General features: G+C 73.4%; 26 protein-coding genes. 14 read left to right on the top strand and 12 right to left on the bottom strand.

Annotated elements, in window-relative coordinates; translation table 11 throughout:
- Window positions 1-31: 31 nt before the first annotated feature.
- The gene (locus tag ACBI99_RS18260) at window positions 32-679 is read right to left on the bottom strand and encodes a helix-turn-helix domain-containing protein (RefSeq protein WP_246645860.1); all 648 of its coding nucleotides are present in this window, start codon (window positions 677-679) and stop codon (window positions 32-34) included.
- A gap of 105 nt (window positions 680-784) precedes the next feature.
- Here ACBI99_RS18260 and ACBI99_RS18265 point away from each other — a divergent pair, with 105 nt between their 5' ends.
- Both ACBI99_RS18265 and ACBI99_RS18270 read left to right on the top strand, forming a co-directional pair.
- A complete protein-coding gene (locus tag ACBI99_RS18265) occupies window positions 785-1,072 on the top strand; it encodes a DUF4287 domain-containing protein (RefSeq protein ID WP_219509132.1) in 288 nt (95 codons plus the stop codon).
- 169 nt (window positions 1,073-1,241) lie between these two features.
- Window positions 1,242-1,427 (top strand): hypothetical protein, encoded by a 186-nt coding sequence (locus tag ACBI99_RS18270; RefSeq protein ID WP_375072810.1) that lies wholly within the window; start codon window positions 1,242-1,244, stop codon window positions 1,425-1,427.
- Here the strand turns inward: ACBI99_RS18270 and ACBI99_RS18275 are convergent.
- From ACBI99_RS18275 to ACBI99_RS18285, 3 genes are read right to left on the bottom strand one after another with little or no spacing between them, the layout of a single operon-like run.
- Window positions 1,424-2,749: a cytochrome P450 gene (locus ACBI99_RS18275; protein ID WP_375072811.1), complete on the bottom strand. Its 1,326-nt coding sequence runs from the start codon at window positions 2,747-2,749 to the stop codon at window positions 1,424-1,426. The genes ACBI99_RS18270 and ACBI99_RS18275 overlap by 4 nt on opposite strands.
- A gap of 4 nt (window positions 2,750-2,753) precedes the next feature.
- Entirely contained in the window at window positions 2,754-3,983 is a 1,230-nt protein-coding gene (locus ACBI99_RS18280; RefSeq protein ID WP_375072812.1) for a beta-ketoacyl-[acyl-carrier-protein] synthase family protein, read from the bottom strand.
- Window positions 3,983-4,231, bottom strand: coding sequence for an acyl carrier protein (locus ACBI99_RS18285; RefSeq protein ID WP_375072813.1), 249 nt, complete (start codon window positions 4,229-4,231; stop codon window positions 3,983-3,985). Before ACBI99_RS18285 ends, ACBI99_RS18280 begins: the two co-directional genes overlap by 1 nt.
- 198 nt (window positions 4,232-4,429) lie before the next feature.
- Between ACBI99_RS18285 and ACBI99_RS18290 the strand changes: the two genes are divergently transcribed.
- The gene (locus ACBI99_RS18290; RefSeq protein ID WP_375072814.1) at window positions 4,430-5,440 is read left to right on the top strand and encodes a 3-oxoacyl-ACP synthase III family protein; all 1,011 of its coding nucleotides are present in this window, start codon (window positions 4,430-4,432) and stop codon (window positions 5,438-5,440) included.
- 23 nt (window positions 5,441-5,463) lie between these two features.
- On the opposite strand, the gene ACBI99_RS18295 is transcribed toward ACBI99_RS18290, so the two are convergent.
- Window positions 5,464-5,679: a hypothetical protein gene (locus ACBI99_RS18295; protein WP_219509123.1), complete on the bottom strand. Its 216-nt coding sequence runs from the start codon at window positions 5,677-5,679 to the stop codon at window positions 5,464-5,466.
- Window positions 5,680-5,902: 223 nt separating this feature from the next.
- Between ACBI99_RS18295 and ACBI99_RS18300 the strand changes: the two genes are divergently transcribed.
- The 3 genes from ACBI99_RS18300 (at window position 5,903) to ACBI99_RS18310 (ending at window position 9,172) form a co-directional block, all read left to right on the top strand.
- Window positions 5,903-6,289: a hypothetical protein gene (locus ACBI99_RS18300; protein ID WP_375072815.1), complete on the top strand. Its 387-nt coding sequence runs from the start codon at window positions 5,903-5,905 to the stop codon at window positions 6,287-6,289.
- Window positions 6,290-6,319: 30 nt separating this feature from the next.
- Window positions 6,320-8,500, top strand: coding sequence for an MMPL family transporter (locus tag ACBI99_RS18305; protein WP_375072816.1), 2,181 nt, complete (start codon window positions 6,320-6,322; stop codon window positions 8,498-8,500).
- 81 nt (window positions 8,501-8,581) lie between these two features.
- Window positions 8,582-9,172, top strand: coding sequence for a hypothetical protein (locus ACBI99_RS18310; protein ID WP_364177909.1), 591 nt, complete (start codon window positions 8,582-8,584; stop codon window positions 9,170-9,172).
- Here ACBI99_RS18310 and ACBI99_RS18315 read toward each other — a convergent pair.
- The 3 genes from ACBI99_RS18315 to ACBI99_RS18325 all read right to left on the bottom strand — a co-directional run bounded on the left by ACBI99_RS18315 (window position 9,162) and on the right by ACBI99_RS18325 (window position 14,289).
- Window positions 9,162-10,502, bottom strand: a complete 1,341-nt coding sequence (locus ACBI99_RS18315; protein WP_375072817.1) for a wax ester/triacylglycerol synthase domain-containing protein — start codon at window positions 10,500-10,502, stop codon at window positions 9,162-9,164. The two genes, ACBI99_RS18310 and ACBI99_RS18315, sit on opposite strands and share 11 nt — an antisense overlap.
- Window positions 10,477-10,725: an acyl carrier protein gene (locus ACBI99_RS18320; protein WP_219517033.1), complete on the bottom strand. Its 249-nt coding sequence runs from the start codon at window positions 10,723-10,725 to the stop codon at window positions 10,477-10,479. The genes ACBI99_RS18315 and ACBI99_RS18320 overlap by 26 nt, the downstream gene beginning before the upstream one ends.
- Before the next feature lie 84 nt (window positions 10,726-10,809).
- Complete coding sequence (locus ACBI99_RS18325; protein ID WP_375072818.1) at window positions 10,810-14,289, bottom strand: SDR family NAD(P)-dependent oxidoreductase; 3,480 nt, start codon at window positions 14,287-14,289, stop codon at window positions 10,810-10,812.
- Between the two features lie 169 nt (window positions 14,290-14,458).
- Here ACBI99_RS18325 and ACBI99_RS18330 point away from each other — a divergent pair, with 169 nt between their 5' ends.
- The 3 genes from ACBI99_RS18330 to ACBI99_RS18340 are packed head-to-tail and all read left to right on the top strand — an operon-like array spanning window position 14,459 to window position 17,903.
- Window positions 14,459-15,700 (top strand): beta-ketoacyl-[acyl-carrier-protein] synthase family protein, encoded by a 1,242-nt coding sequence (locus ACBI99_RS18330; RefSeq protein ID WP_375072819.1) that lies wholly within the window; start codon window positions 14,459-14,461, stop codon window positions 15,698-15,700.
- A gap of 21 nt (window positions 15,701-15,721) precedes the next feature.
- Window positions 15,722-17,047, top strand: a complete 1,326-nt coding sequence (locus ACBI99_RS18335) for a wax ester/triacylglycerol synthase domain-containing protein (protein WP_375072820.1) — start codon at window positions 15,722-15,724, stop codon at window positions 17,045-17,047.
- 40 nt (window positions 17,048-17,087) lie between these two features.
- Window positions 17,088-17,903 carry an SDR family oxidoreductase gene (locus ACBI99_RS18340; RefSeq protein ID WP_219517047.1) on the top strand — a complete coding sequence of 272 codons (816 nt, stop codon included), beginning with the start codon at window positions 17,088-17,090 and terminating at the stop codon, window positions 17,901-17,903.
- A gap of 46 nt (window positions 17,904-17,949) precedes the next feature.
- Here ACBI99_RS18340 and ACBI99_RS18345 read toward each other — a convergent pair whose 3' ends face one another.
- Window positions 17,950-18,135: a ricin-type beta-trefoil lectin domain protein gene (locus ACBI99_RS18345; RefSeq protein ID WP_219517049.1), complete on the bottom strand. Its 186-nt coding sequence runs from the start codon at window positions 18,133-18,135 to the stop codon at window positions 17,950-17,952.
- Between the two features lie 373 nt (window positions 18,136-18,508).
- Between ACBI99_RS18345 and ACBI99_RS18350 the strand changes: the two genes are divergently transcribed.
- On the top strand, window positions 18,509-19,339 hold the full coding sequence (locus tag ACBI99_RS18350) for a hypothetical protein (RefSeq protein WP_375072821.1): 831 nt from the start codon (window positions 18,509-18,511) through the stop codon (window positions 19,337-19,339).
- Window positions 19,321-20,988: a PQQ-binding-like beta-propeller repeat protein gene (locus ACBI99_RS18355; protein ID WP_375072822.1), complete on the top strand. Its 1,668-nt coding sequence runs from the start codon at window positions 19,321-19,323 to the stop codon at window positions 20,986-20,988. The genes ACBI99_RS18350 and ACBI99_RS18355 overlap by 19 nt, the downstream gene beginning before the upstream one ends.
- A 24-nt stretch (window positions 20,989-21,012) precedes the next feature.
- On the opposite strand, the gene ACBI99_RS18360 is transcribed toward ACBI99_RS18355, so the two are convergent.
- Window positions 21,013-21,399 carry a hypothetical protein gene (locus tag ACBI99_RS18360; protein ID WP_375072823.1) on the bottom strand — a complete coding sequence of 129 codons (387 nt, stop codon included), beginning with the start codon at window positions 21,397-21,399 and terminating at the stop codon, window positions 21,013-21,015.
- A 182-nt stretch (window positions 21,400-21,581) separates the two neighbouring features.
- Here ACBI99_RS18360 and ACBI99_RS18365 point away from each other — a divergent pair, with 182 nt between their 5' ends.
- Entirely contained in the window at window positions 21,582-23,087 is a 1,506-nt protein-coding gene (locus ACBI99_RS18365; RefSeq protein WP_375072824.1) for a pyridoxal phosphate-dependent decarboxylase family protein, read from the top strand.
- Window positions 23,088-23,291: 204 nt separating this feature from the next.
- Window positions 23,292-24,194, top strand: coding sequence for a serine protein kinase RIO (locus tag ACBI99_RS18370; RefSeq protein WP_375072825.1), 903 nt, complete (start codon window positions 23,292-23,294; stop codon window positions 24,192-24,194).
- 119 nt (window positions 24,195-24,313) lie between these two features.
- Here ACBI99_RS18370 and ACBI99_RS18375 read toward each other — a convergent pair whose 3' ends face one another.
- Window positions 24,314-24,964, bottom strand: coding sequence for a TetR family transcriptional regulator (locus tag ACBI99_RS18375; protein WP_375072826.1), 651 nt, complete (start codon window positions 24,962-24,964; stop codon window positions 24,314-24,316).
- A gap of 88 nt (window positions 24,965-25,052) precedes the next feature.
- Between ACBI99_RS18375 and ACBI99_RS18380 the strand changes: the two genes are divergently transcribed.
- A complete protein-coding gene (locus ACBI99_RS18380) occupies window positions 25,053-25,982 on the top strand; it encodes a zinc-binding dehydrogenase (protein WP_375072827.1) in 930 nt (309 codons plus the stop codon).
- Between the two features lie 63 nt (window positions 25,983-26,045).
- On the opposite strand, the gene ACBI99_RS18385 is transcribed toward ACBI99_RS18380, so the two are convergent.
- A complete protein-coding gene (locus ACBI99_RS18385) occupies window positions 26,046-26,639 on the bottom strand; it encodes a TetR/AcrR family transcriptional regulator (RefSeq protein WP_375072828.1) in 594 nt (197 codons plus the stop codon).
- Between the last annotated feature and the right edge of the window lie 87 nt (window positions 26,640-26,726).

Consider the following 26,726-nt stretch of genomic DNA (forward strand, 5'->3'; position numbering starts at 1 on the left):
CGTCTCCGGCGGTGTTTCGCTGCCTCGTTGATTAAAAGCGGAACATCTCGGCGAATCGGCCGAGCAGCACGGGATCGCCCTCGGCGCGCAGGCTGCCGTCGCGGAGCAGCTCATCCGCGGTCTTGCCGCCACCCATCAGTTCGCGGACGGGGTGGCCGCTCAACCGCTCGATGACGAGGTCGGGGGCCGGGTGCGGGCCGATGCCGACCTCGAGTTCGCCATCGCTGACCTGCAAGCGGAACGTGAAGTCACCCAGGCGGATCTCGTAACCGGCCGTGACCCCCCGGGCCGCCTGTGCCCGGAATGCTGTACGGAACGACATGGCGACCGATTCGGCGGTGACGAGCTCGCCGGGGCGGGGCTCGGTGAGCGTCCGCGCGCCCCAGCGGCCCAGTGCGATCAACGCGGGTTCGAGGTCGCGTCCGTAGTCGGTAAGCTCGTAGACGACGGCGCGATCGGGGTACGGGAGCGCGCGACGGGTGACCAGCGCCGCCTCTTCCAGCTGCTTGAGGCGGGCCGACAGGATGTTGGTCGGGATGGCCGGCAGGCCATTGCGCAGGTCTGTGTAGCGCTGGGACCCGGTGAGCAGGTTGCGGATGACCAGCATGGTCCACCGTTCGCCGACCATCTCCATCGCGCGGGCCAGGCCGCAGAACTGTCCGTACTCCCTCGGCGCCATGGTGGCAATCCTAGCCCATACTTCAGTTGACAAAGCGTACTTGCAAAAGACAAGCTTGCAGCCCACGGGGTCGCGAAGCATCCCCGCTGAAGAATGGAGAAGCGCATGTCGTTCCAGGCCTACCTCGACAACATCGAGGACAAGACCGGACTGACCCCTCGTGAGTTCATCGCTCTGGCGAAGGAACGCGGCTTCGACGCCCCGTCCGTGAAGGCCGGAGTGATCGTCGACTGGCTGAAGCAGGACTACGACCTCGGGCGCGGGCACGCGATGGCGCTGGTGCATGTCATCAAGAAGGGGCCGAAGATCGACGCCAAACACGTCGGCAGCTCGGGCTCCCACCGCGACGCGTCCGACACGCTTTGGCTGGACGGCAAGGACAACCGGCCTTGACGAGCCGGATGAACATCGGCACCCGGCGGTGTCCGGAACCGCCACACATGACGGAACTCGTGGCTGTCAGGGGTACACGTGAGCAGCCTGGGAACCTGCGGGGCGATCTTCCTGTCATACGGATCATGGCCGTCACGGTGAGAACTCCTTCGGCGCCTCGGGACGGTACGTGGTCTACCAGGTGGCGCCTCACCTGGTGGACGCCGACTTCGTCGTGGAGTGCGACGGGAAGCGCCTCGGCTCAGGACACGCCACCTCCTGGCAGCACGGCGACGCCGGCGGAACGGCAGAGTGCGGCACCAAGGCCGGGGACCAGAGCCGCATCGCCCGCATGGCGATCGAACTGGCCTGCTAGCGGCTCAACGGCCCTGCGAGGTCGGCCCGGGGGCGGTAGGTGACCAGGCAGTTGCGGCCCGGATGGTTGATCACCATGTGTGCCCGCTCGATGGGTTCGTCCCGAGCGTCCGGCGGGAGTGAGAGCTCACCACCACGCAGGATCGTGTGGAGCAGCGCGCCGCTCTGCGCCATCGTGTACGGCTTGCCGGGGCACAGGTGGGCGCCGAGCCCGAACGGCAGCCAGCTTCCCGGCGCCGGGCGCGTGTCGAGGAAGCGTTCGGGCCTGAAGGCCGAGGGCGCGGGGAAGTGGCGGGCGTCGTGATGCAGCGAGCGCAGGTGGACCAGCAGTGTCGTGCGTGGCTCGATGACGTAGGGACCGAGCCGGCAGGCGTGCCGGGTGACGCCGAGGGGCTTGAAGGCGACGGGCGGGCGCTGCCGCAGCGCCTCGCAGGCCACGGCGGTGGCGAACGCCTCGCCGTCGCCGGCCAGCGCCTCCGCCGTCAGCCGCGCCATCGCCTCCGGGTGCCGCAGCAGCCGTTCCACGGCCCAGGCCAGGCCCACGGCGGTGGTCTCGTGCCCGGCCAGCAGCAGCGCCATCATCTGGTCGCACAGCGCCGCGTCGGTCAGCCCTGACCCGGACGGAGTCCGCGCCGCCATCAGCGAGCCGAGCACGTCGTCCCCCTGCCCGGCGGGGTCGCGGCGGCGGCGTTCGATCTCCGCGCCGATCAGGCGGACGCACTGCTCACGTAGCCGGTGGAACGATCGCCATGCCGCGACCGCGCCCGTACGCCGCATCATGTAGCGGACCTGCGTCGACGGCGCGTGCAGCCGCGCCCGCAGCGCGGCGAACGGCGCGCGCCAGGCCGCCAGCCGGTCGCCTTCGACGCCGAGCAGGACGCCCAGGAAGATGTCGAAGACGGTGTCGCTCAGGTGAGGCAGCAGCTCGAAGGGGACGCCCACCGGCCATGAGGTCATCGACCGGCTCACGGCGGCCGACATGAGGGCGCGGTGCCGTTCGAGAGCGCTGCCGCGCAGCGGAGGAAGGAGAAGCTTGCGGACCTGGAGGTGCTGCGAGCCTTCCAGCGCCAGGATCGAGCGCGGACCCGCCGCCAGGTCGAGCGGGCCGCCCTCGAACGGGGCCAGCAGCCGCTCCCTGGCCGAGGACGCCTGCCTGACGTGGTCGGCATCGCGCAGCATCGCCACGCGCCCGACGCCGGGGTTCCACATGGTGAAGATCGGGCCGTACCGGTCGAAGGTCCGCTCGATCCAGGTCTCGCCCTGGCGCTGATACTCCAGCAGCGCCCGGATCCCGAGCCGCGCGGGGCGCATCTGCGAGGTCATGCGCTCAGGAGGCCGGGGTGAAGATCAGCGTGGCGTTGTGGCCGCCGAAGCCGAACGAGTTCGACACCACCGCCCCGGACGGGAGCGGGCGCGGCCGGCGCACCACGTCGATGTCACAGCGCTCGTCCGGGTCGTCGAGGTTGGCCGTGGGCGGGATGGTCAGCTCGGTGAGCGTCAGCACGCTCGCCACCGCCTCGATGGCTCCGGCGGCGCCGATGGCGTGACCGGTCACGCCCTTGGTGGAGGTCACCGGCGGGCCGTCCGGCCCGAACAGGCGGGCGATCGCCTGGGCCTCGGCCAGGTCGTTGAGCTGGGTGCCGCTGCCGTGGGCGTTCACGTGCGCGACCGCGTCCGGGGTCAGGCCCGCGTCGGCGAGCGCCGCGCGCATGCTGCGGTACGCCCCCTGCCCCTGCGGGTGGGGAGCGGTCAGGTGGTGACCGTCGGAGGTGCGGCTGTATCCGGCCAGTTCGGCATGGACGCGGGCGCCGCGGCGCAGCGCGTCCTCCAGCGGCTCCAGGACCAGGAACGCCGCCCCCTCGGCCAGGACGAACCCGTCCCGGGCGGTGTCGAACGGCCTGCTGGCCCGTTCGGGCTCGGCGGTGCGCCGCGACAGGGCCCGGCAGCGGTCGAAGGCCAGCAGCATGGTCGCCGTGACGCACGCCTCGGCCCCGCCCGTCACCACCAGGTCGGCCGAGCCGTCACGCAGCAGGCGGGCGCCCTCGCCGATGGCGTGGGCGCCGGAGGCGCACGCCGTCGCCACGGTGAAGCTCGGCCCCAGGAGACCGTGGTGCATGCTGATGGCGGCGGCCGGCGCGTTGGCCATGATCATGGGGACGAACCGGGGCGGCGGATTGCCGCGCCCCGGCTGACGGCCGTCCAGCATGCTCCGCTCGTACGTCTCGGTGCCGACGAAGCCCGTGCCCGTCACCACGGCGCGACGCTCAGGATGCGCGGTGATCGCACCGGCGTCGGCCAGCGCGTCACCGGCCGCGCACATCGCCAGCAGCGCCACCCGGTCGAGCTGGCCCGCCTGCTTCGGGGTCAGGTAGCCGGCCGGGTCCAGGCCGCCGATCTGGCAGGCGAAGTCCACCGCCAGCCCTTCGGTGTCGAAGGAGGTGATCGTCCGCGCGGTGGAGCGCCCGCCGAGCAGCGTGTTCCACAGCTCCTTCGGGTTCGCGCCGGCCGGGGTGCGCACGCCCAGGCCCGTCACCGCGATGCGCGTCCGTGGCGGCATCAGGCCCGCTCTCCGGCGAGGTGGCGGGCCTGGTCCAGCACGTCGGCCACGGTTCGCACGTCCGCGAGCGTCTCGCGGGGGATCGGCCCCCACACCTCCTCCAGGGCGACGTGGATCTCGGCGAGGTCCAGGCTGTCGGCGTCCAGGTCCTCGCGCAGCCGGGCCTGCGCCGTGACCAGCCGCGGGTCCGTCTTCAGGACCTGCGCGCAGGTGTTCCGCACCACGGTCTCGATCTCGTCGTCGCTCACGGTCCCACTCCCGTCGCTCGGCCAGGGCGGCCACATCCGGGCCAGTCTCGGCGACGGGGGCAGCCTGCCAGGCAGGACACGGCGGGTGCGGGGCGGAGTTGATCGAATTTTGGCGGTGCGGGACGAGGCGGCGCGTCACACGCCGTGATCAACGGGGTCGTTCCTATCCTGACCGTAGTTGATCTAGAGGAGGCCGCCATGGGGGCGCCGTTGTACGCGCAGGTCACGGACGTGGCGCTGCATCTGCCCGGCACCAGCCTCACCACGGCCGAGCTCGAGGACCGGCTCGCCGACCTCAATCCCGGCGTGCCGATCCCGCGCAAGCTGATCGAGTGCGTCACCGGCGTGAGCAGCCGTCATGTGGCGGACGCGGACCAGCGGGCCCGCGACCTCGCGGTGACGGCGGCCCGCGACCTGCTGGCGCGCACCGGGCACCCGCCGGCGGCGCTGGATCTGATCATCTTCGCCGGCGTGTCCCTGGACGCGGTGGAGCCGGCCACCGCGCACATGGTGGCGGCCGAGCTGGGGGCGGGCTGCGCCGCCTTCGACGTGCGCAACGCCTGCAACAGCGTGCTGAACGCGATCGAGCTGGCTGACACGCTGATCACCGCGCGCCGCTACCGTACGGTCCTGGTCGTCTGCGGTGAGGTGGCGACCAGCGCCATCCGCTGGCGCGTGGGCTGCGAGCAGGAGTTCCGGGCCGCCATCCCGTCCTACACGGTGTCGGACTCCGGGGCCGCGCTGCTGCTCGAGGCTGCGGCCGTCCCCGGGATCATGGGGCACCGCTTCTGCGCCGTGCCGGAGTTCTGGCCCGCGGCGGTCATGCCGTTCCGGCGGCTGGAATCAGGCGGGCACGTGACCGGCCCCTTCACCGTCGACGCCGTGGGACTGGCCGTGGCCGTGCACAAGCTCGACCTGGACGTGCTGACGCAACCGCTGCGGGAGCACGGCGTCGGCTGGGACGACCTGGCCGCGATCTGCGTCCACCAGGCGTCGTTGCCGTCGCTGCGCTCGTTCTGCGAAGGCGCGGGCATTCCCCTGGACAAGGTCGTCGTGACCATCGCCGAGCACGGCAACCTCGTCGCCGCCACCCTGCCCGCGCAACTGCACGAGGCGGCGCGGAGCGGGCGGGTGCGGCGCGGCGATCTGGTCGCCCTCGTCGGGGTGGCCAGCGGCCTCAGCGCGGGAACGGTGCTCCTGCGCTGGTGAGCGGCCGGCCGCGCCGCCGTACGTCAGGCGAGGCCGCCCACGGGCTGCCCGTGGAAGCGGCCGCCGTAGCAGCTGAGACGGGTCGGGCTGGTGGCGCTCGGCACCACGACGCCCGAGCCGAGCAGGCAGTCGGCCATCGAGACCGCCTGGATCGGGGTCGCGGACGCGGCGGTGGCGCCGGCGAAGGGCAGCGCCACGGCCACCGCGAGGATGCCGAGTGCCATCGTGATCCGCGCCATGACGTGCTCCGTTACGTAGAGTGACGACCGATGTGTGTGCTAGCTACCGCATCGAGCGGCGTTTGAAACGAGGTCCGGAACGCCACTCCTTCGTGCTGCTTCGGCCGCGCCGACCGATGTGCAGTGAGTGATCGTGATAGTACGGAAAGTGTTGAAGGGTGCCGCGACCGCATGCGCGGCGCCCGCGAGCACGCGTACGTGGCCGGACCATCAGAGGATCGACGTGGACAAGCGCACCCTGCTCCTGCTGACCGTGACCGCCGCGGCCGTCGGCATCCTCCCGGCCACGGCCGAGGCCGGCACGCCGATGCCCTCCACGCCGCCCGCCGCGCAGCTCACCACGCCGGCGAGCCCGCCGGAGGCCACGCCTGAGAGCACGCCGCCGGACACGGTGGCCTCTCCGGTGCTGCCGGCCGCGCCCGAGGGGCCGCCGCCGGGCGCGGACGCCGCCGGGGACCCGCCGCTCATGAGCTTCTGCGTGACGCTGCAGGGGCAGGCTCTGGTCACGGCCGGGATGACGTTCATGACGGGCGGCGGCGTACAGAACGTCCCGCTCCTGGCGGTGGCCCCGTGCCCGGCCGGCAACAACGCCGCCACCCGCCTCCCGTAGCTCGATCCGCCGGTACGGAGAGGTGTGCTCATGCCGCTCGGCACCGTCCGCCGTCGCAGCCGCGACGTCCCCGCGCCGGGCACGGCCCGCCGCCGCGGCGCCGTCCTGGCCCGCCTGGGAGCCGCCTCGGCCGCGCACGCCCGGCTGGTCGTGGCGGTCTGGCTGGTGCTGGCCGCCGCCGCGGCCGCCCTGGTGCCCGGCCTGCTGCAGCGGCTGAGCCCGCCCCCGCTGGAGCTGCGGGGTTCGGTCTCGGCCGAGGCCGCCGCCTTGATCGCCCGCAGCTTCCCGCACCAGGGCGACGAGCAGCTGGTGCTCGCGTTCGACTCCGCGACGCTGCGCTCCCGCGACCCGCGCTACCAGCGGGCGGTGGCGGCGGTGGTGGAGGCGCTGCACGCCCGCCCGGACATCGGCGGCCTGCAGCCGCTTCCCTCGCCCGCCCAGGTCAACCCCCATCACGCGTACGTGATGGCCGGCGTGCACGGCGACGAACGCGCCCGCCAGCGGAACCTGCCCGCCCAGATCGCGACGGCCGCGCGGGCGGCCCGCGACGCCTCCGGCGGGACGGTGACGGTCGCGCTGGTGGGCGTGAGCCCGGTGTTCGCCGAGCTGATCCGCGCCGACCTGGACGACCTGCGCCGGATGGAGCTGGTGACGGTCCCGCTGATCCTGCTCCTGCTCGTCGTGGGACTCGGGGCGGCCGGGGCCGTGGCCGTGCCGCTGCTCGTGGCGGGCGGGGCCGGGCTGCTCAGCCTGGGGGTGCTGGCGCTGGGCGGCGCCGCCATCGGGATCGACTCGACGCTGCTGACCGCGACCGTGACGATCTGCCTGGCCCTGGGGCTGGACTACTGCCTGCTCATCCTGCTGCGCTACCGCCAGGGCCGCCGGGAGGGCGGCGGGCCGCGCGAGGCCGCCGCTCACGCCGTCGCCACGGCCGGCAGCACCGTCAGCTGGTGCGCGATGATCATCATGATCACCGCCGCCTGCATGCTGATCATCCCCGCGCCGGCGGTGCTCAGCATGGCGCTGGCGGCCGTGCTGGCCGCGTTCCTCACGCTCACGGCGGCCCTGACCCTGGCTCCCGCGCTGCTGGTGCTCCTCGACCGGCGGCTGGAGCCGACGAGGCGGCTCTGGCGTGCCCGGCGGGACGATCGCCCGCCCGCCTGGCTGCGCATCGCCGGGCACCTCATGCGCCGCCCGGGCCGGTACGCGCTCGCCGCCACCCTCCTCCTGCTGCTGGCCGCCGTCCCCGCGCTGGACCTGCGCCTGGGCCTGCACTTCGACCGCCACACCCTGGCCAGGACCGACGTGGGCCACGGGCTCGCCCAGATGGAGGACGACCACCTCGCCAACCTGACCCTGCTGGCCCTGCCCCACGCCCCCGGCACCGGCCCGGTCGATCCCAGCGCGCTCACCGCCGCCCTCGAACGCGATCCGCGCGTGACGATGACCGGCGCCATCGACAACGGCCGGGACCTGACGCTGGTCACCATCGCCGGCCGCGGCGCCCCCGACAGCACCGACGCCGCCGACCTGGTGCGCGACATCGGCCGGACGGCCCAGGAGTCGCTGCCCGCCGGCCAGCGGGTGCTCATGACGGGGGCGGCGGCCATGCTGGCCGAGGTCTACGACGAGATGCGCGGCCGCGCGTGGCAGGTGATCGCGCTGGTGCTGCTGGCGTCGTTCGTCCTGCTGCTGATCACCTTCCGCAGCCTGCTGATCCCGCTGAAGGCGATCGCCATGAACCTGCTGTCCGTGGGAGCCACCCTCGGCCTGGTCACCCTGTGCTTCCAGGGCACGGGCTCCACCGGTGACATCAACGCCGCGGTGCCGCTGCTGGCCCTGACCGTCGTGTTCGGCCTGTCCATGGACTACGAGGTGTTCCTGGTGCACCGCATCGCCGAGCACTACCGGCGCACCGGTGACAACACCGCCGCCGTGCTGCACGGCCTGCGGCACACCGCCCGGCCCATCACGCTCGCCGCCGCCATCATCGCCGTCACCTTCGCGGGTCTGCTGTTCACCCACCGGCACGACTTCCAGCAGGCGGGATTCGCCGTGGCCGTCGCGATCATCATCGACGCCACGCTCATCCGCATGGTCCTCGTCCCCGCGCTGATGCGCCTGCTCGGCCACCGCAACTGGTGGCTGCCCCGGCCGCTGGCCCGGCTGCTGCCGCCCCTGAGGCCGGTTGACGGCCCGCCGACCGGCTGACGCGCCCGCGCGGCTGGCGAGGTATCGGCACCTGTCGTGCTATGTCTGTAACTGATCAGTTACTCACTGCCAGGAGATGAGATGTTCACCCTGCCCGCCAGCGGACGGATCCGCAGCACGGCCCTCCCGGCCGCCGCCGCCGTCGTGTCCCTGCTCGCCGCCACGCCCCAGGTGGCCGCGCACACCGGCCAGAAGCTGGTGACCTGCACGGTCAGCACCACCCCCGGCCGGCCGATCACCCTCGACCCGCCCGTCAGCATGACCGTGCGCCGCATCACCGCCCGCGCCACCCTGGCGCTGACCCACTGCACGTCGCCCAACGGCGCCCACGCCCGGCTGCGCTCGGGCTGGCTGACCGCCCACGGCACCGGCCTGGGCTCGTGCACCAACGTCGACGACATCAGCGCCACCGGCCGGATCACCTGGTACGACGCCGACAAGCGGCCCGCCGGCACCTCCGTGATCAAGCCCGATCACTCCGCCATCGAGGCGGCCAGGAGCGTCAAGAGCTACAACCCCGGCGACATGCTGCTCGGCGGCAAGGTGACCAAGGGACGGCTGGCCGGGGCGTCCGTGGCGGGCAGCGCCATCCCCACCTCCGACATCACCACGTGCACCACCACCGGCATCGCCGCCGTGACCGGCACCGGCAAGATCTCCTTCATCGCCTGACGGCGGCCCCGCCCACCGGTGAGCCAGGACTGCCGCCCACGCCGACGGCGGCAGCCAGCTCCGCCACCGCCGCGTCAAGGAGCCCGGCCAGGCGCTCCGTACCGCCGAGCGAGCGCGACCAGAGGCCGGAGAACACCACAGACCCGCCGCCGTGCACGATCGCCATCACGCCGCCGCCGAAGTCCAGCGTCGGCGGCACCGCGAAACACCGGTCGACCGGCAGACTGTCACCGGCGGCTATGGCGCTCACCACCAGCCCTCCGGCGGCGCCCCGCAACAGCAGGCGCTCCATCGCCCGGGAGCCGATCACCGCGCCCGCCCCCCAGGCCAGCAGGGGAGAACGCAGCAGGTAGCGGTCGTGGCGATACCTCGACAGCCGCTCGAAGCCGGTCTCCGCCATGACGCGGCGCAGGCGTCCCCGGGGGCAGGGTTCCCCGCAGGGCAGGACGACCGGCACGCTGACGCAGCCGTTCCCCAGGCCGCCGTCGTGCAGCCGGCCGCTCAGGTTGAGCGGGAAGGAGATCGTGAGCCCCCGGCGGGCCGGCCGGCCGCGCTCCCAGTGACGCGGGTTCCACGAGCGCAGCGCGCCTGTCAGGACGGCCAGGGCCACCTGGGTGAGGCTCGCGCCGGTCTCGGCCGCGATGGCGGTCAGCGGCGCGGCGTCGCAGTGGTGGACCCGCAGCCGGGTGCCGCCGTCGGCCGTGGTGGCCGGCGGGCGCAGCCGGGCCGACCGCCCCGCCAGCCGCGCACCGGTAGCCATCAGGCGCAGCCATCGGCCCCCCGCCGGTTTCGCGGGCGCCCGCGAAACCGGCGTGGACAACGGCTTGCCCAGCAGAACGGCGTTGACCGTCCGCGCGGCGCCCACCCCGTCCTGGAAGCCGTGATGCACCCGGTAACACAGCACGTGCTCGTCGTCGCGATGCCCGTGGATCACCATCAGCGTCCACAGTGGCCGCCGAGGATGCAGGGGCAGCTCGCGGACGGCGTCAATCACCGCCTGCCGTACGTCCGTGCCCGGTGGCACCCGGCGGTGCGCCACGTGGTGCGCCGGGTCGAAGGCCGGGTCGGGCTCCCAGCGGGCGTGCCGCCCGGAGCCGGTCAGCCGGTAGGTGAGCACCGGGGCCCGGGCGGCCGTCTCGGCGGCCAGCCGGCACAGCTGCGGGGCGGACGGAACGGGACCCGGCAGGCGCGCCGCCAGCGCGATGTGCAGCAGCGGATCGCGGTCCGTGCCGAGCCACGACAGGAACGCCAGGTCACCCCCGTCCAGCGGGATCGGCGCGCCGGGCCGCCGCCCCACCGGGGAGTCAGGGAGCCGGGGCCGGCTGCGCACGGTGGGCCAGCTCCGCGGCCTCGGCGAGGGTCATCGACATCCGGAAGTCGAACAGGTCGACGTGCAGCTCGTGCCGGCCGAGCGCGGTGTGCAGCTCGATCAGGGCCATGCTGTCGGCCTGGAGATCGTCGAAGGCGGTGTCCGGGGTCACGTCGGCGAGGTCGAGCGCGAAGATCTCAGCGCAGTACCGGCGGATGAGGAGCAGGATCTCTTCTTTCGGCACGGGTCGTCACCTTTCCGTTGATCTTCAGGTTTCAGCATCTCGTGGACGCCCGCGGGCCGTGCCGTCCCGGCTCCGCGTGTCCGGTCAAGAACGGTTGTTGCCTTGGGAAGCCAGCAGCGGCCCCAACCGGGCGGCCTCGTCATCGCCGACGCGCAGCCGCCGGGCGTCGGGACTGGACACGGCGGCGACGGCCACGTCCGCCGCCATCATCTGCTCGGCCAGTGTCAGCGCCGCCTCCGACGGCATGGGCGCGAAGCCGTACGCGCTGAGCAGCGGCACCGCGCCGTGGCGGGCCACGAAGCCGGTGTCCGCGATCGTGCCCCACGCGGTGGCGTGGCCGGGAAGCCCGAGGTGGCGGCGCCGGCGGATCAGTGCCTCCACGAACACGTTGCCCGCCGCGTACGCCGCCTGCCGCGCCCCGCCGTAGGTGCCGCTGATGGAGGAGAACAGCCAGACCAGGTCCAGGTCCCGGCCCTCCAGCAGCCGATGGAGCACCAGCGCGCCGGCCATCTTGCAGCCCAGCACGTCGGCCACGTGCCGGGCGGTCAGCTGCCGCACCTCGCTCAGGGTGGGCGCCATGGCGGCGTGCACGACGCCGCGCAGCGGATGCTCGCCCGCGTCGACGCTCTTCAGCACCGCCGCCATCGCGGCCAGGTCGGTGACGCCGGCGGCGTGCACGCTCACCCGCGCCCCCAGGGCGCGCAGCCCGGCCGCGACGGCGGCGGCCTCGGGCGCCGCCTCGCCCCTGCGGGAGACCAGCGCGAGCCGGCGGGCGCCGCGCTCGGCCAACCGGCGCGCGGCGGCGGCGCCGAACCCGCCCACGCCCCCGATCACGAGATAGGCGCCCTGCGGGTCCGGGCGCAGCTCCACGGCCCGCGGCCGGGCCCGGACGGGCCCGTCCAGCGGGTCGAACGACAGTGTTACCGCCGCCGCGCGCCGCTCCGCCCACACCTCACCCACCCGGGCGGCGGGATGGACGTGGTACGGCGGCGCCGGGTCCAGGCCGTCCCGTGCGGCGTCCATGACCTCGTGGAACAGCCGGGGATCGGGCGGGCCGGCGGCGTCGAGGCAGGCGTGCCGCCCGGCCGGGGCGAGCATCGCGTGCCAGCTCTCCGGCACGGCTCCGGCCAGCACGTCGGCTCCGCGCCCGCCGGTGCGGGCCAGCACCCGCGCGACCACGTCCGGATCGGCGGCGTCCACGACCTCATGGGAGCCGAGCCGGTCCAGCAGGTCCCGCTGCCCCGGATGCCGCGCGAGCGCGACGACTCGGGCGCCCTGCCGGAGAGCCAGGTGCAACGCCGCGAGGCCGGTGGCGGTGGCGTCGTGCAGCACCAGCGTGCTGCCTGCCGACAGCCCCGCCGCCGCCAGCGCCCGGCGCGCCCGCATGGCCGGCCCCGGCCTGACGGCGGCCTCGGCGAAGCCCATGCCGGCGGGAATCTCCCGCACCAGCCGGGCGGTGGTGCTCAGGTGGGAGCCGGGCGCGCCGCCGCCCACCCCCACGACCCGGTCGCCGACGGCGACCTCGCGCACCCCCTGTCCCACCGCCGTGATCCGGCCCGCGCACGTCCACCAGGTGTCCGGTCCGCTCCACGAGACGGCCCGAGCCTCGATGACGACCGCGCCGGGGCCGGGCGGACGCGCCGGTTCGGCCCGTGTCCAGTACGGCGCCCGGCCCAGGTCGTCGAAGCCCAGGACGCAGGGGCCCGTTCCCGTGTCGAGGGGCTCGTACGGCATCTCCCGCACGACGAAGCGGCCCCGGCGGGTGAGCGCGACCTCGCCCTCGCCCGGCGCGGACAGCAGCTCGCGGGCCAGCCGCCGGGCGTCGGCCGCGAGGTCGGCGGTGCGGTGCAGGCTGATGCGCGGCACCCGTAGCCGGGCGTCCTCGCCGGCCAGGGCGCGGGCGGCGCCCCACAGCACCGCGTCGGCGGGGACCAGCGGCTCCTCCGGCGCGGGCAGCGCGCCGCTCGGGCGGGTCACCACGGACAACGACCGGGTCAGTCCGGCGGGAAGGTCGTCGCAGGCGAGGGCGATCGCCTTGAGCACCAGCATCCGTTCGACGGCCTCGTCCAGCCGCAGGCGCGGCTCGTCGTCGCTCCCGGCGCCGCAGGTGCGCTCGGCCGCGACGAGGACGACGCCCACCGCGCCGGTGGACGGCCCGGAGGCCAGCAGCGTCCGCCAGCGGCCGGGATCGGGCGTGCTCAGCACGGCCACGGCGCCGCCCTGTCCCGCCGCCTGCCCACCGGCGGCCAGCAGGTGGGCCACCGCCTGGGCGAACGGCAGCTCACCGGCGTCCTCGGCGGCGACGATCCACCGCGTCCCGGACGGCGGCGGCGCCGCGCAGGTGCGTGACCGGCTCCGGGGGAGTGGGCGGGCGGCCAGCGTGATCGACAGATCGTCGCGGGCGGGGCCGCTGTCGTCGCCGGTCTGCACGACGCCGGTGAAGCCGCACGCGCCGAGCAGCGGCGGCCACTGCTCGCGCGCGAGCAGCAGGCTGTCGGGCCGCAGCCGGTGGTCCGCCATGGGCCAGAAGCTGTCCAGCGCGCCGAAGATGCCGATCATCAGGCGCGGGTCGTGCGTCTCGACGGCCAGGAGGTGCCCGCCGGGCGCGAGCAGGCGGCGCACCCGTTCCAGGGCCGCGCGCACATCGCGGGCGGTGTGCAGGGCGTTGGCGGCGACCACCACGTCGTACGCGTCTTCGGGGAAGCCCTGTGCGGCGGGGTCCTCGTCGAGGTCGAGCCGCCGGTAGTCGACGAAGTCGTAGCCGGCGAACCGGCGGCGGGCGGTGGCGTGGAACAGCGGCCACACGTCGGTGAAGGTGTAGCGGGTCAGGTGTGGCGGCAGCAGCGGCAGCAGCGCGGCGGTGGTGCCGCCGGTGCCCGCGCCCACCTCCAGCACGCGCAACGGCCGGTCGTCCGGCAGGGCCGCGACCATGCGGCCGAGGAGCGCCCGCGCCACCTGGTTGGCGAACCGGCTGAGCGGGGCGGTGTCGTAGAGCTGCCGCAGCAGTTCGCCGCCGCCGTCGCGGCTCAGCAGCTCGCGCGGGTCGCGTTCGCCGCGCAGCACGTCCGGCAGCTCCCGGCACATCCGGCTGACCAGCAGCACCTCGGTGGAGAAGGCCGGATGGTCGCGCAGCAGGCCCCGGGCGAGCTCGCCGGGGTCGGCCGGGACGCCGAGCCGCCACCGCCCGCCGGGACACGTCCGCGCCAGGCCGTCCGCCTCCAGCATGGCCAGCGCGGTGTTGACCAGCCGGACGTGCCGGGGCAGCATCCCGGCGGCGACCAGGTCGTCCACGGCGAACGACTGGCCCTGCCGCCCGGCCAGCACGGCGAGCGCGGCGGCGAGGTGGTCCGCGACAGCGCGGAAGGCGCGCGGCCGGAACCGGTCATAACGCGCGTCCCGCCACGACCGGCGCGCCCGGTCGAGGTCGTCGCCCGCCTCCTCGAGGATCACCCGCGGGGAGGGCAGCGGGCACGCCCCGTCCCCGCCCGCCGGGTCCGGAGCCGCACGCAACTGGGTGTGATGCCGCAGGATCGGCACCTGGTCATGATCCGATGGGCTTCGCACGCGGCTACTGTGAGTGACGGAGTGGTGGCATTCAAGGCGCAACACCGGCCCGTGGAGTCATTGCCTGTTCTGATCCACTTCTTGCCCGGACGTGGCGCGTCGCGCGCCGATCTCCCGGCCTCCGATGAGCGAGGCTGATCGGAGGACCAGCGATCAAGGGGGAGGCTCGATGACGTCGCGGGCGCGGGTAGCGGTGACGGGACTGGGCGTGCGCACGGCCGCCGGAGCCCACCCCAAGCACCTGTGGGACGCGCTGATCAGCGGGCGCTCCACAGCGCGGCGCATCACCTCCTTCGACACCACCGGCCTCGGCGTCGACGTCGCCTGCCAGGTCGGCGACCTCGACACCGCGCCGTACCTGACTCCCCGGCAGGCCCGCCACCTCGACCGGGTGAGCAAGCTGGCCGTCTGCGCGGCCGCCGACGCGTTCGACGACGCCTTCGGGGCCGGCGACGCCATCCGGACGCCACCGGAGCGGCGGGCCGTGGTGACCGGCATCGGGTTCTGCGGGGTCGAGACCTACGAGGACGGCATGCTCGACGTCCGCCACCCGGGGCGCGGGAACCCAGGCCCTCTCCACGTCCTGAAGATCATGAGCAACGCGCCCGCCTCGGCCATCGGCCTGCGTCACCGGATCCACGGGCCCAGCATGTCCGTGACCACCGCCTGCGCCTCCGGCGCGCACGCGATCGGGGAGGCCGTGCGGCTGCTGCGCGACGGCTCCGCCGACCTCGTCGTCGCCGGCGGGGCGGAAGCCTGCGTCACCCCGACCATCCTGCAGGCGTTCGACCAGTGCCGGACCCTGTCGCGCCACACCGCCGAGCCCCAGCGCGCCTGCCGGCCGTTCGACGCCGGACGCGACGGCTTCGTGCTGGCCGAAGGGGCCGCGTTCCTGATCCTGGAGACGCTCGACGGCGCCCGCGCCCGTGGCGCGCACGTGCACGCCGAGCTCGCCGGCTACGGGCGCACCAACGACGCCCACCACCTGCTCGCCCCGGCCCCTGAGGGCGAGGGCGCCTACCGGTGCATGCGCGCGGCCCTCAGCGACGCCGGGCTGTCGCCCGCCCAGGTCTCCCACGTCAACGCGCACGGGACCGGCACCCAGGTCAACGACCTGACCGAGGCGCAGGCCATCACCCGCCTGTTCGGGCCGCACGGGGTGCCCGTCACCGCCGTCAAGGCGGTGACCGGCCACGCGCTCGGAGCGGCGGGCGCCATCGAAGCGGTCGCCACCGTGCTGACGCTCGCCCACGGGACCGTCCCGCCGACGGCCAACCTCGGCACGCCCGACCCGCGCTGCGAGGTCGACGTGGTGCGCGAGGCCCGGCCGCTGCCGGCGGGAGCGGTGCTGTCGAACTCGTTCGGGTTCGGCGGCCACAACGCCACCTTGATCATCGCTCCCGTGACCTGAGGACGCCGCGCCATGCCCACCATGCCCACGACCGCAGATCAGTTCACGACCGCCGCACGGACCACGGCGGTGCCGCTGACGGTCAACGACCGCTTCCTGCTGCGGCTGGCTGACGAGGCGGACCCGGACAGGGACGCCGACCTGCACCTGGGCGTCGCCGTGCGCCTCCCAGGACCGCCGCCCTCCGGCCACCGCTTGCACCGCCTGATCGGCGACGCCGCCGTCCGGGCCCGCGCGCTGACCTACCGGCTGACGGGAACGGGCCGGCGGGTGCGCTGGGAGCCCGACCCCGCGTTCGACCCCGCCCACCACGTACAGCACCATCACGCCGCGCCCGGCCAGGACCCGTGCCAGGCGGTCGGTCAGGCGTTGCGCGAGCACCCCCTGCCCCGGTCCAGGCCGCTGTGGAGCCTCGTGGTCGTCGAGGGTCACGCCGCCGACGAGCACCTGCTGTGCTACCGCGCCCACCACGTCTTCCAGGACGGGCTCTCCGCCGCCCGCACGATCAGCTCGCTCGCCCTGGGCCGCACGCTGCCCCCGCCCGCCGCCGCGCCCGGCGGCGGACGCGGGCGCCCCGGCGGCGCCGCCATCCGCCAGGCCATCGGCGACATCGCCCGCTTCGCCTCCGCAACCGAGCCCTGGCACCCGCCGGCGACGGACGCCCCCGCCACCCGGCACCTCGGCTCCGTCAGCCTCGACGCCGGCGCGTTCCGCGACATCGCCCGCTCGACAGGGACCAGCTTCGCCCAGATCGCCGCGGCGGTCCTGGCCGGCGTCGTCAAGGAGTGGACAGAGGCCGGCCCCGCCCCGGCCGGCCCGCTCCCGCCCGAGCCGCGTCGCCCCCTCGGGCAGCCGGTGCTCTCCTTCCCGGTCGGGCGGCGCGATCGCCGCCGTGACGACGGCCTGGGCAACCACGCCGTCCTCATGCCCATCCGGCTGCCGAGCGCCGAACCCACCCCCCGTACCCGCCTGCGAGCCGTCGCCGAGCAGACCGGTCTCGCCGAACTGGCCCGCCACCGGCGCGGCCCGCACGCCCCCGCGATGTCCGCCGCCTTCAGCCACGTCCTGGCCCGCCTGGCCGCTTCCGCCGCGCGCCGCCCGCTGCATGACAGCCTCGGCCTGACGCTCCTCCACGGCGCCGCCGCGCTCCCGCCTGCCCACGAGATCTTCGCCGTGCCCTCGCTGCTGCCCGGCGCGGGAGGCCAGGTCGCCGTCCTGCCCGGCCGGCGGACGGTCTCGTTCTCGTACGCCTTCGACGCCCGCCTGCCCGGCCTCGGCCACCTGCCCGCCCTGGTGCGCCAGGCCCTGGCCGACCTGCACGCCGACGTCGTCCCCTCCCGCCCCTGACACGACCGGCCACGCCGATCACCGACCAAGGAGAACGCGTATGGAGCTGTCCGGGACGACCGCCCTGATCACCGGAGCCAGCGGCGGCCTCGGCCAGGCCATCGCCCACGCGCTGGCCCGCCACGGCGTCCGCGTGATCCTCACCGGCCGCGACACCGCCGTCCTGACAGCCCTGGCCGGCCGGCTGGGCGGGCGCGCCATCGCCGCCGACCTCACCGACCACGACGGCCTCACCGCCCTGATGCGGCAGGCCGGTCCCGTCGACATTCTCGTGGCCAACGCCGGCGTCATCGCCCCCGCCGCGATCACCGACCACACCACCGGCGACATCGACACCTACCTGGCGCTCAACCTGCGCGCCCCCATCGTCATGGCGCGCACGGCCGCCGAACACATGATCGCCAACGGGCGCGGCCACATCGTCCTCATGAGCTCGCTCGGCGGCAAGATCTCACACGCCCGGTGCGCGCTCTACAACGCCACCAAGTACGGGCTGCGCGGGTTCGGGCACGCGGCCCGGGCCGATCTGGCGCCGCACGGCGTCGGCGTCTCGGTCATCTGCCCCGGACTGATCAGGAACGCCGGCATGCTCACCCGCGCACCGGCGCCCCTGCCCTCCTGGATCGCCGCGATCGGCACGCGGACGCCGCAGCAGGTGGCGCGGGCCGTCTGCCGCGCCATCCGCACCAACGCCGCCGAGGCCGACGTGGCGCCCCTGCTGATCCGCCTGGTGGCGCACCTGGGCGGCCTGTCCCCGGCACTCGGCGCCCACCTGCAGCGCCTCGGCCGGGCCGACTCCTACGCCGACACCGTCGCGAGAAGCCTGGCCGCCACCGGCGCCCCGCGATTCCTCTGAGCGGCCGACGAGGTTCGCGTCCGTGTCACGGCCGGTGAGCTACGGGTCAGGTCAGAGTGTCTTCGACCTTGATCTGGCCGTTCTGGACGACCCATTTCTGGTTGGGGTGGTTGAGGCAGGTCCACAGGCGGACGTTGGTGTTGTCGGCCCGGCTGTTGGTGGCGTCCAGGCACACCTGGCGGGGTGCGGCCGAGGCGGCCGGGGCGGTGGTGACGGTGAGGGTCAGGGCCACCGTGGCGACCGCGGACGTGGCCAGCAGGCGGGCGAGGGGACTGATATGCCGGAGCGGTGACGCCTACCTGTCCGAACACGTCCCGTCATCCGGCCGAGCCGCACGTACGAACCAGAGCTGTGACTTATCACGGAGAAAGCCGCTTATGGGATCTGATGATGCAAGAAGCGCAGATGCAGAGCCTGATCGACACATTGGCGGCGCATGAGACAACACGGCAGGCCGAAGATCACGCCCGGAACGGGGACGACTCTCGGAATTGACAGCTCCGACGCCCCGCGACGCCGAATGGTGTGCGGGATCGGCCGCCAGAACCGTTGCCGGCGCGTTACCTTGTCCGCACAGACAGCCGACCCGCGAGGAGGCCGTTCTCGTGCCGGAGAGCGACGACAAGGGGCCGGGGAAACTCGCCAAGGTGATGCTGTGGATCGGCGCGCTGCTCACCGCGGTCGTCACCGCCTGGCTGACCGACGCGTTCAGCCTCTTCCTGCGGCCGGCCGACCTGGTGAGCGCGGCCAGACCACCGCTGCTGGTCACCGTCCTGCCTGGCACCGGTGCCGAACAGGACCTGGCCGTCGCCTCCCGGCCCACCGCGCCCCGTGACCGCGCGGTCTTCCTGAGCGGGCGCTTCGGCGACCGGGCGTTCGACGACGTGGTGGCCACCCTGAAGGGCGCGTGGGTGGGGGAGAAGGAGATGCGGGTGGTCTTCGAGTCCCAGCGTGACCTCGTCCGCGTCACCGATGTACGGGTCAAGGAGGTCGCCCCCAGGCAGCCGATCGTCACCGGCGCCTTCGTCGAGCACCCACGGCAGGGCGGACCGGCGAACCCGCAGCTCACCGTCTCCCTCGACGCGCGGGACGCGTTCTTCACCCAGGCGGGCAAACCCGGCCGCCCCTACTTCGGACCCCACAGCCTGTCCCTGAAACGAGGTGACCAGGCCGAGCTCGGCCTGGAGATCAGGGCGCGGAAACACAGCCACACCTTCGTGCTGGAGGTCGAGTACGTCGTGGCGGGGACCGGGAAGGCGGAGACGGTCACCGTGAAGGACCCCGCCGGCCGGCCTTTCCGGGTCACCGGCGCTCCCACGGCCTACACCGCCTACAGGACGGTCTACCGCAACACCGGCGCCGGGCTGAAGGTCGTCACCGGGCGGGCGGCCTGCCGCCTCTTCCTGCCGGGGCGGGCATGCACGTCCGCGCGCTGATCGCCGCCCTGCTCGTCCTCGCCTGCGCCGCCGGGAGCGGGAACGCCCGGCAGGCGCGTCCCGCGTTCACCGCCGCCTGGAGCGCCGACCTGGGCGAGATCGGTGTGCACGGCATCAGTCTCGACGTGCCTGTGGCCACGGTCGGCGGCCGGCCCCTGGTGGCGCTGCCGTCGACGAGGCCGGCCGCGATCCGGGTCCACGACGCTGAGACCGGCGCGATCCTGAGGACCTTTCCGCTCGCCCGGCCGTACCACCCGCTGGACGACCACATGGGCTTCGTCGGAGAGTTGCTCGCGGTGAGCATCTCCGAGGGGGCCGCGGAGAGGGTCACGGTCGTCGACCCGGTCACCGGCCGGACGCGGTGGACGCGGCTGCTCCCGTCCGCGGACGCGCCGATCCTCGACTACCTGACCAGGACGGCCATCACTCCCACCGGCATCGTGTGGGCGTCGGGCGGCGGCCTGCACGGGCTCGACCCGGCCTCCGGCCGCGACACGTGGACGGTGCCGTGGCCGGGCGGGTGCCCCCACTTTCGCCTGCTCGAATCCGAGGTCGCCGTCATCGTCCAGGACTGCCGAGGCCGGTCGCCGGCCCTGCACGGTGTCGACCCGCGTGCCGGACGGCTCACCTGGACCCGTCGCCTCCGGGACTCGGGTGAGGAGCTCGTACAGATCAAGGTCTCCTCCACCCGCCTGATCATCGCGCGGGAGCCCGGGCACGTCACCGTCCTGGACGCGGACGGCCGGCTGGTGACCCGGTCGCCGATCACGTTCCCGGAGGTCGGGGGGCCGACCGTGATCCACGACGCCGAGCTGACGCTGCTGGTCCGCAGCGTGAACGGCCGCCGGGAGACGACCGCGACGCGCACCCGCGACGGGCGGGTGCTCTGGCGCCGGTCGCTCAGGCCGCGCACGTCGCCGGGCACCGCCGAGGGATACCTGGGGAACGCCGACCACCTGACGGCCACTCACGCGATGGGCGCCACGAACACCGAGCTCACCCCCCGCATGATCGAGGTCGTCTCGCGGGCGGACGGCGCCCGTGACGTGCTGCCCCTGCCCGTGAGCGAGCGCGCGAGCAGGATCGTCGGCAGCACCTCGCGCGACCTGCTGGTGTTCGAGAAGCACCCCGGCGGCGACCGGGTCACGGCCTACACCTTCCGCGACGGGCCGGGCGCCTCCTCGCCGCTGGCGGTGCCGCCGGAGCGTTGGCCTGACGCGTGCGCGCTGCTCGACCCTGCGGTGCTGCCCGGGTACGTGCCGGTCCCGGGCGCCGTGGAGCATCTGGGGATCCGCTGGCCCAAGCCGAACGTGTGCGAGTTCCTCCCGCCCGATGACGCGGGGGCGGTGGTGCGGGTGGCGGTCTCCTGGGTCGCCGCGACGGACGCGGACGCGACCCGGCTGGCCCGTACGACCCTCGCCGCGGATCCGGACGCCCAGCGGCTGGGGGAGGGGGCGTACCTGAGGTCCAGCACCGGCAACGACGACCTGCGCACGTTCGCGTGGGTCACCGGCGGGCGAGCGCTGGTGGACGTCCGGGCCGCTGGTGACCCGGCGCTGACCCGCCGCGCCGCCCTCGCCGTGGCTTCCTGCCTGAACGCGGTCCGTCCAGGCAGAGCTGGTTGCCCTCCGGGGCGTTCATCACGATGATTCTGCCCCGCACCGGTCGGCCGGTCACCTTGTTCCTCTATACGCTGCGCCTCCAATCCCAGTTCGGCTCTCTATTGAAGCGGTTGCGTACCTCATCGAAAGCGTGACGCTTCCATGGTTAGAGTCCAGAAAGCCGACCTGTCCGGGAAGAATGGCCAGCAACAGCCTCCTGACGCAGGACACTGACTGATACTCGACAAGAATGGCGCTCAGCCCTCCATCGGGTATGTCGAGCTCTCCATCGTCGTAGTCGTCGAGGACGTCGCCAGACATATCCACTTTGAAGAGGCATTCCTCGACGGACAGATAATCGAATATGTCTCCTTCTTCATATGTGCCGTATGACTTGAGTCGAGTCGCGATGACATTCATGACGGTGGCGGTACCAAGCAGCACGATGGTGGGACGCATTCAGGGCTCCTGTGGACTTCTTCTTCCCAGACGTTCGCATCCTGGCGTGGTCTCGGTTGCGGTGCAGGTGGCTTGATGTTCACGGTTTATGGCCCGTTCACCGCTGGCGGAGGCGCGACGGGGCTCCGATCCTGGTGGGACCCACGATGCCGTGGTGAAGGGCCATGTGAAAGAGGAGCAGGATGTCGAACGACCCGCTGGTTGAGACCGGCCTGGACGAGCTGACCCCGATGGGGGCCGACCTCGACGGCGCCGGCCCGTACGATCTCGGCGTCGACGCGGGCGGGCGGCTGCTGGCGGAGACCGCTGCCCTGGTGGCGGGGCACACCGGGGAGGTCGTGCACGGCCCGGTGGCCCCGGCGAGCGTCGACACCGAGCGCATCCGTGACTGGCTGGCCGGCTTCGACTTCGCCGAGGCCAAGCCCGCCGACGCGGTGCTCGGCTCGGTCATGTCCGCGCTGCGGAAGTGGACCGTGCACACCACTCACCCGCGCTACTTCGGCCTGTTCAACCCGTCGCCCACCTGGTGGGGCATGGCCGGGGACCTGATCGTCGCCGGGGTGAACCCGCAACTCGCCGCCTACAGCCACGCGCCCGCCGCCACCGAGATGGAGCGGCACGTGCTGCGCCTCCTGGCGAACGGCCTGGGCCTGCCCTCGGACACCGACGGGAGCTTCACCGTCGGCGGGGCCGAGGCGAACCTCACGGCCGTCATCGTCGCGCTCACCCGCCGTTTCCCCGAGTACGGCAGCGCCGGGCTGCTCGGTCTGCCCGGCCGGCCGGTGTTCTACGCCTCGGCGGAGAGCCACCTGGCCTGGCTCAAGATCGCGCACATGACCGGGCTGGGCCGCGACGCCGTCCGCCTGGTGCCGGTGGACGCCGCCCTCAAGATGGACCTCGACCGGCTGCGCGAGGCGTACGCGGCGGACGTGGCCGGCGGCAGGATCCCCTTCATGATCGTCGGAACGGCGGGCACGACCGGCGCGGGAGTGCTGGACCCGTTGGGCCCGCTCGCCGACCTGGCCGCGGAATGGGGCCTGCACCTCCACGTGGACGCGGCGTGGGGCGGCGCCGCCGCGCTGTCCGACCGGCTGCGGCCCCTGCTGGCCGGCATCGAACGGGCCGACAGCGTCACGGTCGACGCGCACAAATGGCTGTCCGCCCCGATGGGCGCCGGAGTCTTCCTCACCCGCCATCCGGCGGCGCTGGCCGCGAGCTTCCAGTGCAGCACCGGCTACATGCCGGCCGAGGTCGACGGCACCCACGACCCGTACACCACCAGCGTGCAGTGGTCGCGGCGGTTCATCGGGCTGAAGGTGTTCCTGCACCTGGCCGTGGCCGGGCTGCCGGCCGTCGCCGAGCAACTGGAGCGAGACGTACGGCTCGGTGACCTGCTCGCGCGGCGCCTGGCCGAGCGCGGCTGGCAGCGGATCAACCAGACCCCGCTCCCGCTGGTCTGCGTGGTGGACCCCGAGGCGGACGCGGCGGGGGAGGAGCGGAGCGGCAGATGGCACGCGGAGGTGGCCGGTCACGTGGTGCGCGGCGGACAGGCGTGGGTGAGCCCGGTCCGGCTCGACGGCCGCAGCGCGATCAGGCTCTGCGTGACCAGCTACCGCACCACGGCGTCGGACCTCGACCGCGCCGTGGCCGCCCTCGACGCGGCCCGCGCCGCGACGAGCCTCACGTAGTCGCCTGCCGTACGAGGTCCGGCCCGTTGCCGGTGTGAGATCCCAGCTCCGGTAAATACGTTGCGGGGCCGGAAAGCGGCGGGGCATGCTGGGTCGATCGAGCGGCGGAGAGCGCCGCCTGGACGAAGGAGGGCTGACGGATGGCCATCACTGCGCTGCGGCATGTCCGCATCAGTCCCACCTCTTCGTTCAGGAGCACACCCGTTGTCTTCCGAGTACGAGGCCGCTGACCTCTACTTCTCCGAGTCCGCCCGTGACGAGTCCCAGCCGGATCCGGCCGCGGCCTTCCCCTTCACGTTCCATGCCGTCGACGAGGAACTGGGGCCGGACCAGCGGTGGTCCACCTGGCTGGAGGTCGAGCGCGGCTCTCGCGGCCCCGAACCACGCCCCTCGTGGGTGGTGACGGACCAGGCCGCGATCGACACCGAGCTCGGCATCCTCAAGACCGGCAAGGAAGCCGACGTCTTCCTGCTCGAACGGGCCGTCGAAGCCATCGGCGGCAACCCGGCGAAGTCCTCGCTGCTGGCCGCGAAAAGGTACCGCACCGACGAGCACCGGGCCTTCCACCGCAGCACGTCGTACGTCGAAGGCCGCCGCACCCGCAACAGCCGCGACGGCCGGGCGATGGCGAAGAAGACCACGCACGGCCGCGGCGTCGCGGCCGGCCAGTGGGCGTACGCCGAATGGGACGCCCTCAACCGCTTGTGGAAGGCCGGCGTCCCGGTGCCGTATCCCGTGCAGGTGGACGGCACCGAGCTGCTGATGGAGTTCATCGACGACGGCGAGGGCGGTGCCGCGCCCCGGCTGGCCCATGTCCGGCCGTCGAAGGAGCTGCTCGGCGTGTATTTCGAGCAGCTCCGCAACGGCATGCGTGAACTGGCCCGCGCGGGCCTCGCGCACGGCGACCTTTCGCCGTACAACGTCCTCGCGCAGGCCGAGCGGATCGTGCTGATCGACCTGCCCCAGGTCGTCGACATCGTCGGCAACCCGAAGGGCATGGACTTCCTGATGCGCGACTGCCACAACATGGCCACCTGGTTCACCGGCCGCGGGCTCGAGGTCGACGAACAGGAGCTGTTCGCCGACCTCCTCACGATGGTGTTCTGACAGTCGATGAGAACCGGTGGCTGACCGAGATCATGGGTATGAGGCTGGTGGCCGTGTGAATCTACAATGTAAAGGGGCCGGGCCGTCGGCGCGCGCGTGACCTTCTGCGCGCAGCTCGTTCAGGCCGTGGTGAAGGTGAGTGCGCCGGGGAGGACCGCGAAGACCGATCGCAGTTCGGCCGCGAGCGCCGCGTGGGTGGGGGTGCCGGGTTTGGCTGTCCAGGTCCGCAGGGCGGCGTGGAAGGACGCGACCACCAGGTCCAGGGCCAGCCTCGGCCGTGGGTCGGCAGGGTTCAGGCCCAGTTTGCGCTGCAAGGTCGCCTCGACGGCGGCGCTGGTGCGGTCGCAGTACTGGAGCCCGTACGCGGTGATCGACGGCGTGCGCTCGGCCAGTTCCCGGCTCTGGCGTACGCGGGTCACCCAGGCGCCGCCGTCGTCGAGGCGTTCGAGCGCCGCGAGCAACGCCTCCTGCAGCATCTCCAGGACGGGCGCATGACCGAAGGACAGGCGCTCGACGTCGTCCCGCAGGCCGTCCCACAGTGCCTCCAGCGGGGCGGAGGCGACCTGTTCCTTGCTGGCGAAGTTCCGGAAGAAGGTGCGTTTGGAGACCTCGACGGCGTCGCACAGCTCGTCGAGGGTCACGCCGTCGAAGCCCCGCTCGGTGAAGAGGGCGAGGGCCGTGTCGACGAGTGCGGTCCTGGTCCGGAGCTTCTTGCGTTCCCGCAGGGAGAGCGTTTCCGGCGCGGAGGGGGAGGCGGTGTCGGCGGTCATCGTTCAAGTGTAATGGGAGCGCGAACGCCCTCGATAGGCTTATGCTCCTGAGTAGCACTTTGAGCTGATGTCTCATGAAGGGATCGCCATGCGCGCTCTGATCGTCGATCGTTCCGCCCCCGGTGGCCTGCGGGTGGGGGAAGTGCCCGAGCCTGTGCCCGCCGCGAACCAGGCGCTGGTCCGGGTCACGGCCACCTCGTTCAACTACGGCGAGGTCAGCCACGGCATCGAGACCGCCGCCGAGGGGACGGTGCTCGGCTGGGACGCCGCCGGAGTCGTCGTCCAGGCGGCGGCGGACGGGTCGGGCCCGGCCGTGGGGACCCCCGTCGTGACCCTCGACGAGGGTGGCGGCTGGGCCGAGGTCCGCGCCGTGCGTACCGACTGGATCGGCGTGGCGCCCGAGCGCGCGGAGCCGGGCGCGCTCAGCACCATCCCGGTCGCGGCCGGCACCGCGCTGCGCGCGCTCCACCGGACCGGGCCTCTCCTGGGACGCAGGATCCTCGTCACCGGCGCCACCGGAGGCGTCGGCCGCTACGCCGTCCAGCTCGCCCGGCTCGGCGGCGCGCACGTGATCGCCTCCACCGGCGACCCCGCCAGGCACGGCGAGGCGCTGCGCGCTCTGGGCGCGCACGAGGTGGTGGCCGGTCCCGCCCAGGCCGGCGGCGGGCTCGACGGCGTGCTCGACATGGTGGGCGGCGCGCAACTCGTGGAGGCGTTCGATCAGCTCGGTGAGGGGGGCACGCTGGTGGCGGTCGGGCACTCCGCGGGTGAGGGCGAGAACTTCCCGTTCGGCGCCCTGTTCAGCGGGCCGGGCCGGGACGATCGCTCGATCGTCACGTTCATGCTGCTGTTCTGCGACGGGCTGGACAGGGATCTGACCTGGCTGGCCCGGCAGGTCGCGGACGGAGTGCTGAGCCCCGAGATCACCTGGCGCGGCGGCTGGGACGACGCGTCCGAGGCGGTGAGCGCTCTCCTGGAGCGCCGGCTGCACGGCAAGGCGGTGCTCGACCTCACCTGACGGCCCTGCCGTCCCTTGGGCGGCGGTGTGACATCCGGTGCGTCACGGCTGCGGCTCTCCTGGTCAGGCTCCCGGCCGGCCGAGGATCAGGTCGGCGGTGGCGGCCAGCCGGTCCGCGCGTTCGCCCGGCAGTGCGCCGGCCCCTGAGACGTATGCGGTGTACGCCTCGAACTGCGCGGTTCCGCACAGGGTGAGGGCGAGCGTGTACGGCTCGACGCCATGCGGCAGCTCGCCGGCCTTCTGGCATTCGGCCAGGTAGTGGGCCACCTGGTCGAGCGCCAAGTGGGGGCCGGTGCCGTTCTCGCGGTTGGTGGCCTGGTAGGCGGCGAACAGCTCCTGGTCGGCGGCGGCGCCGGCCAGCAGCGGCAGCGACGCCGCGTAGAAGGCGATGCCGCGCTCCAGCAGATCGATGAGCACGGTGCGCATCGGCCGCTGCCCGGGCGGGGTGGCGGCCGCCTGCCAGGCCCGCAGTTCCGGCAGTTCCTGTGACAGCAGTGCGATCAGCAGGCCGATCTTGCTGCCGAAGTTCTTGGTGATGCTGCCCTCGGCGGCGTCCGCGGCGTGGGCGATCTCGCGGGTGGTGAGCCTGGCCAGGCCGCGTTCGCGCAGGAGCCGGGCGGCGGCGTCGAGGATGCGCTGTCGTGCGGGTGGAGCCATGGGGGATTTCTCCAGGTTGACAAGTGTGGTGAGTGCGCACCACAGTACTGGAGATGAAATGAGGTGCGTGCGCACCTCACTATTGTT

The sequence above is a fragment of the Nonomuraea sp. ATR24 genome (assembly GCF_041950485.1).
Classification (GTDB): domain Bacteria; phylum Actinomycetota; class Actinomycetes; order Streptosporangiales; family Streptosporangiaceae; genus Nonomuraea; species Nonomuraea ceibae.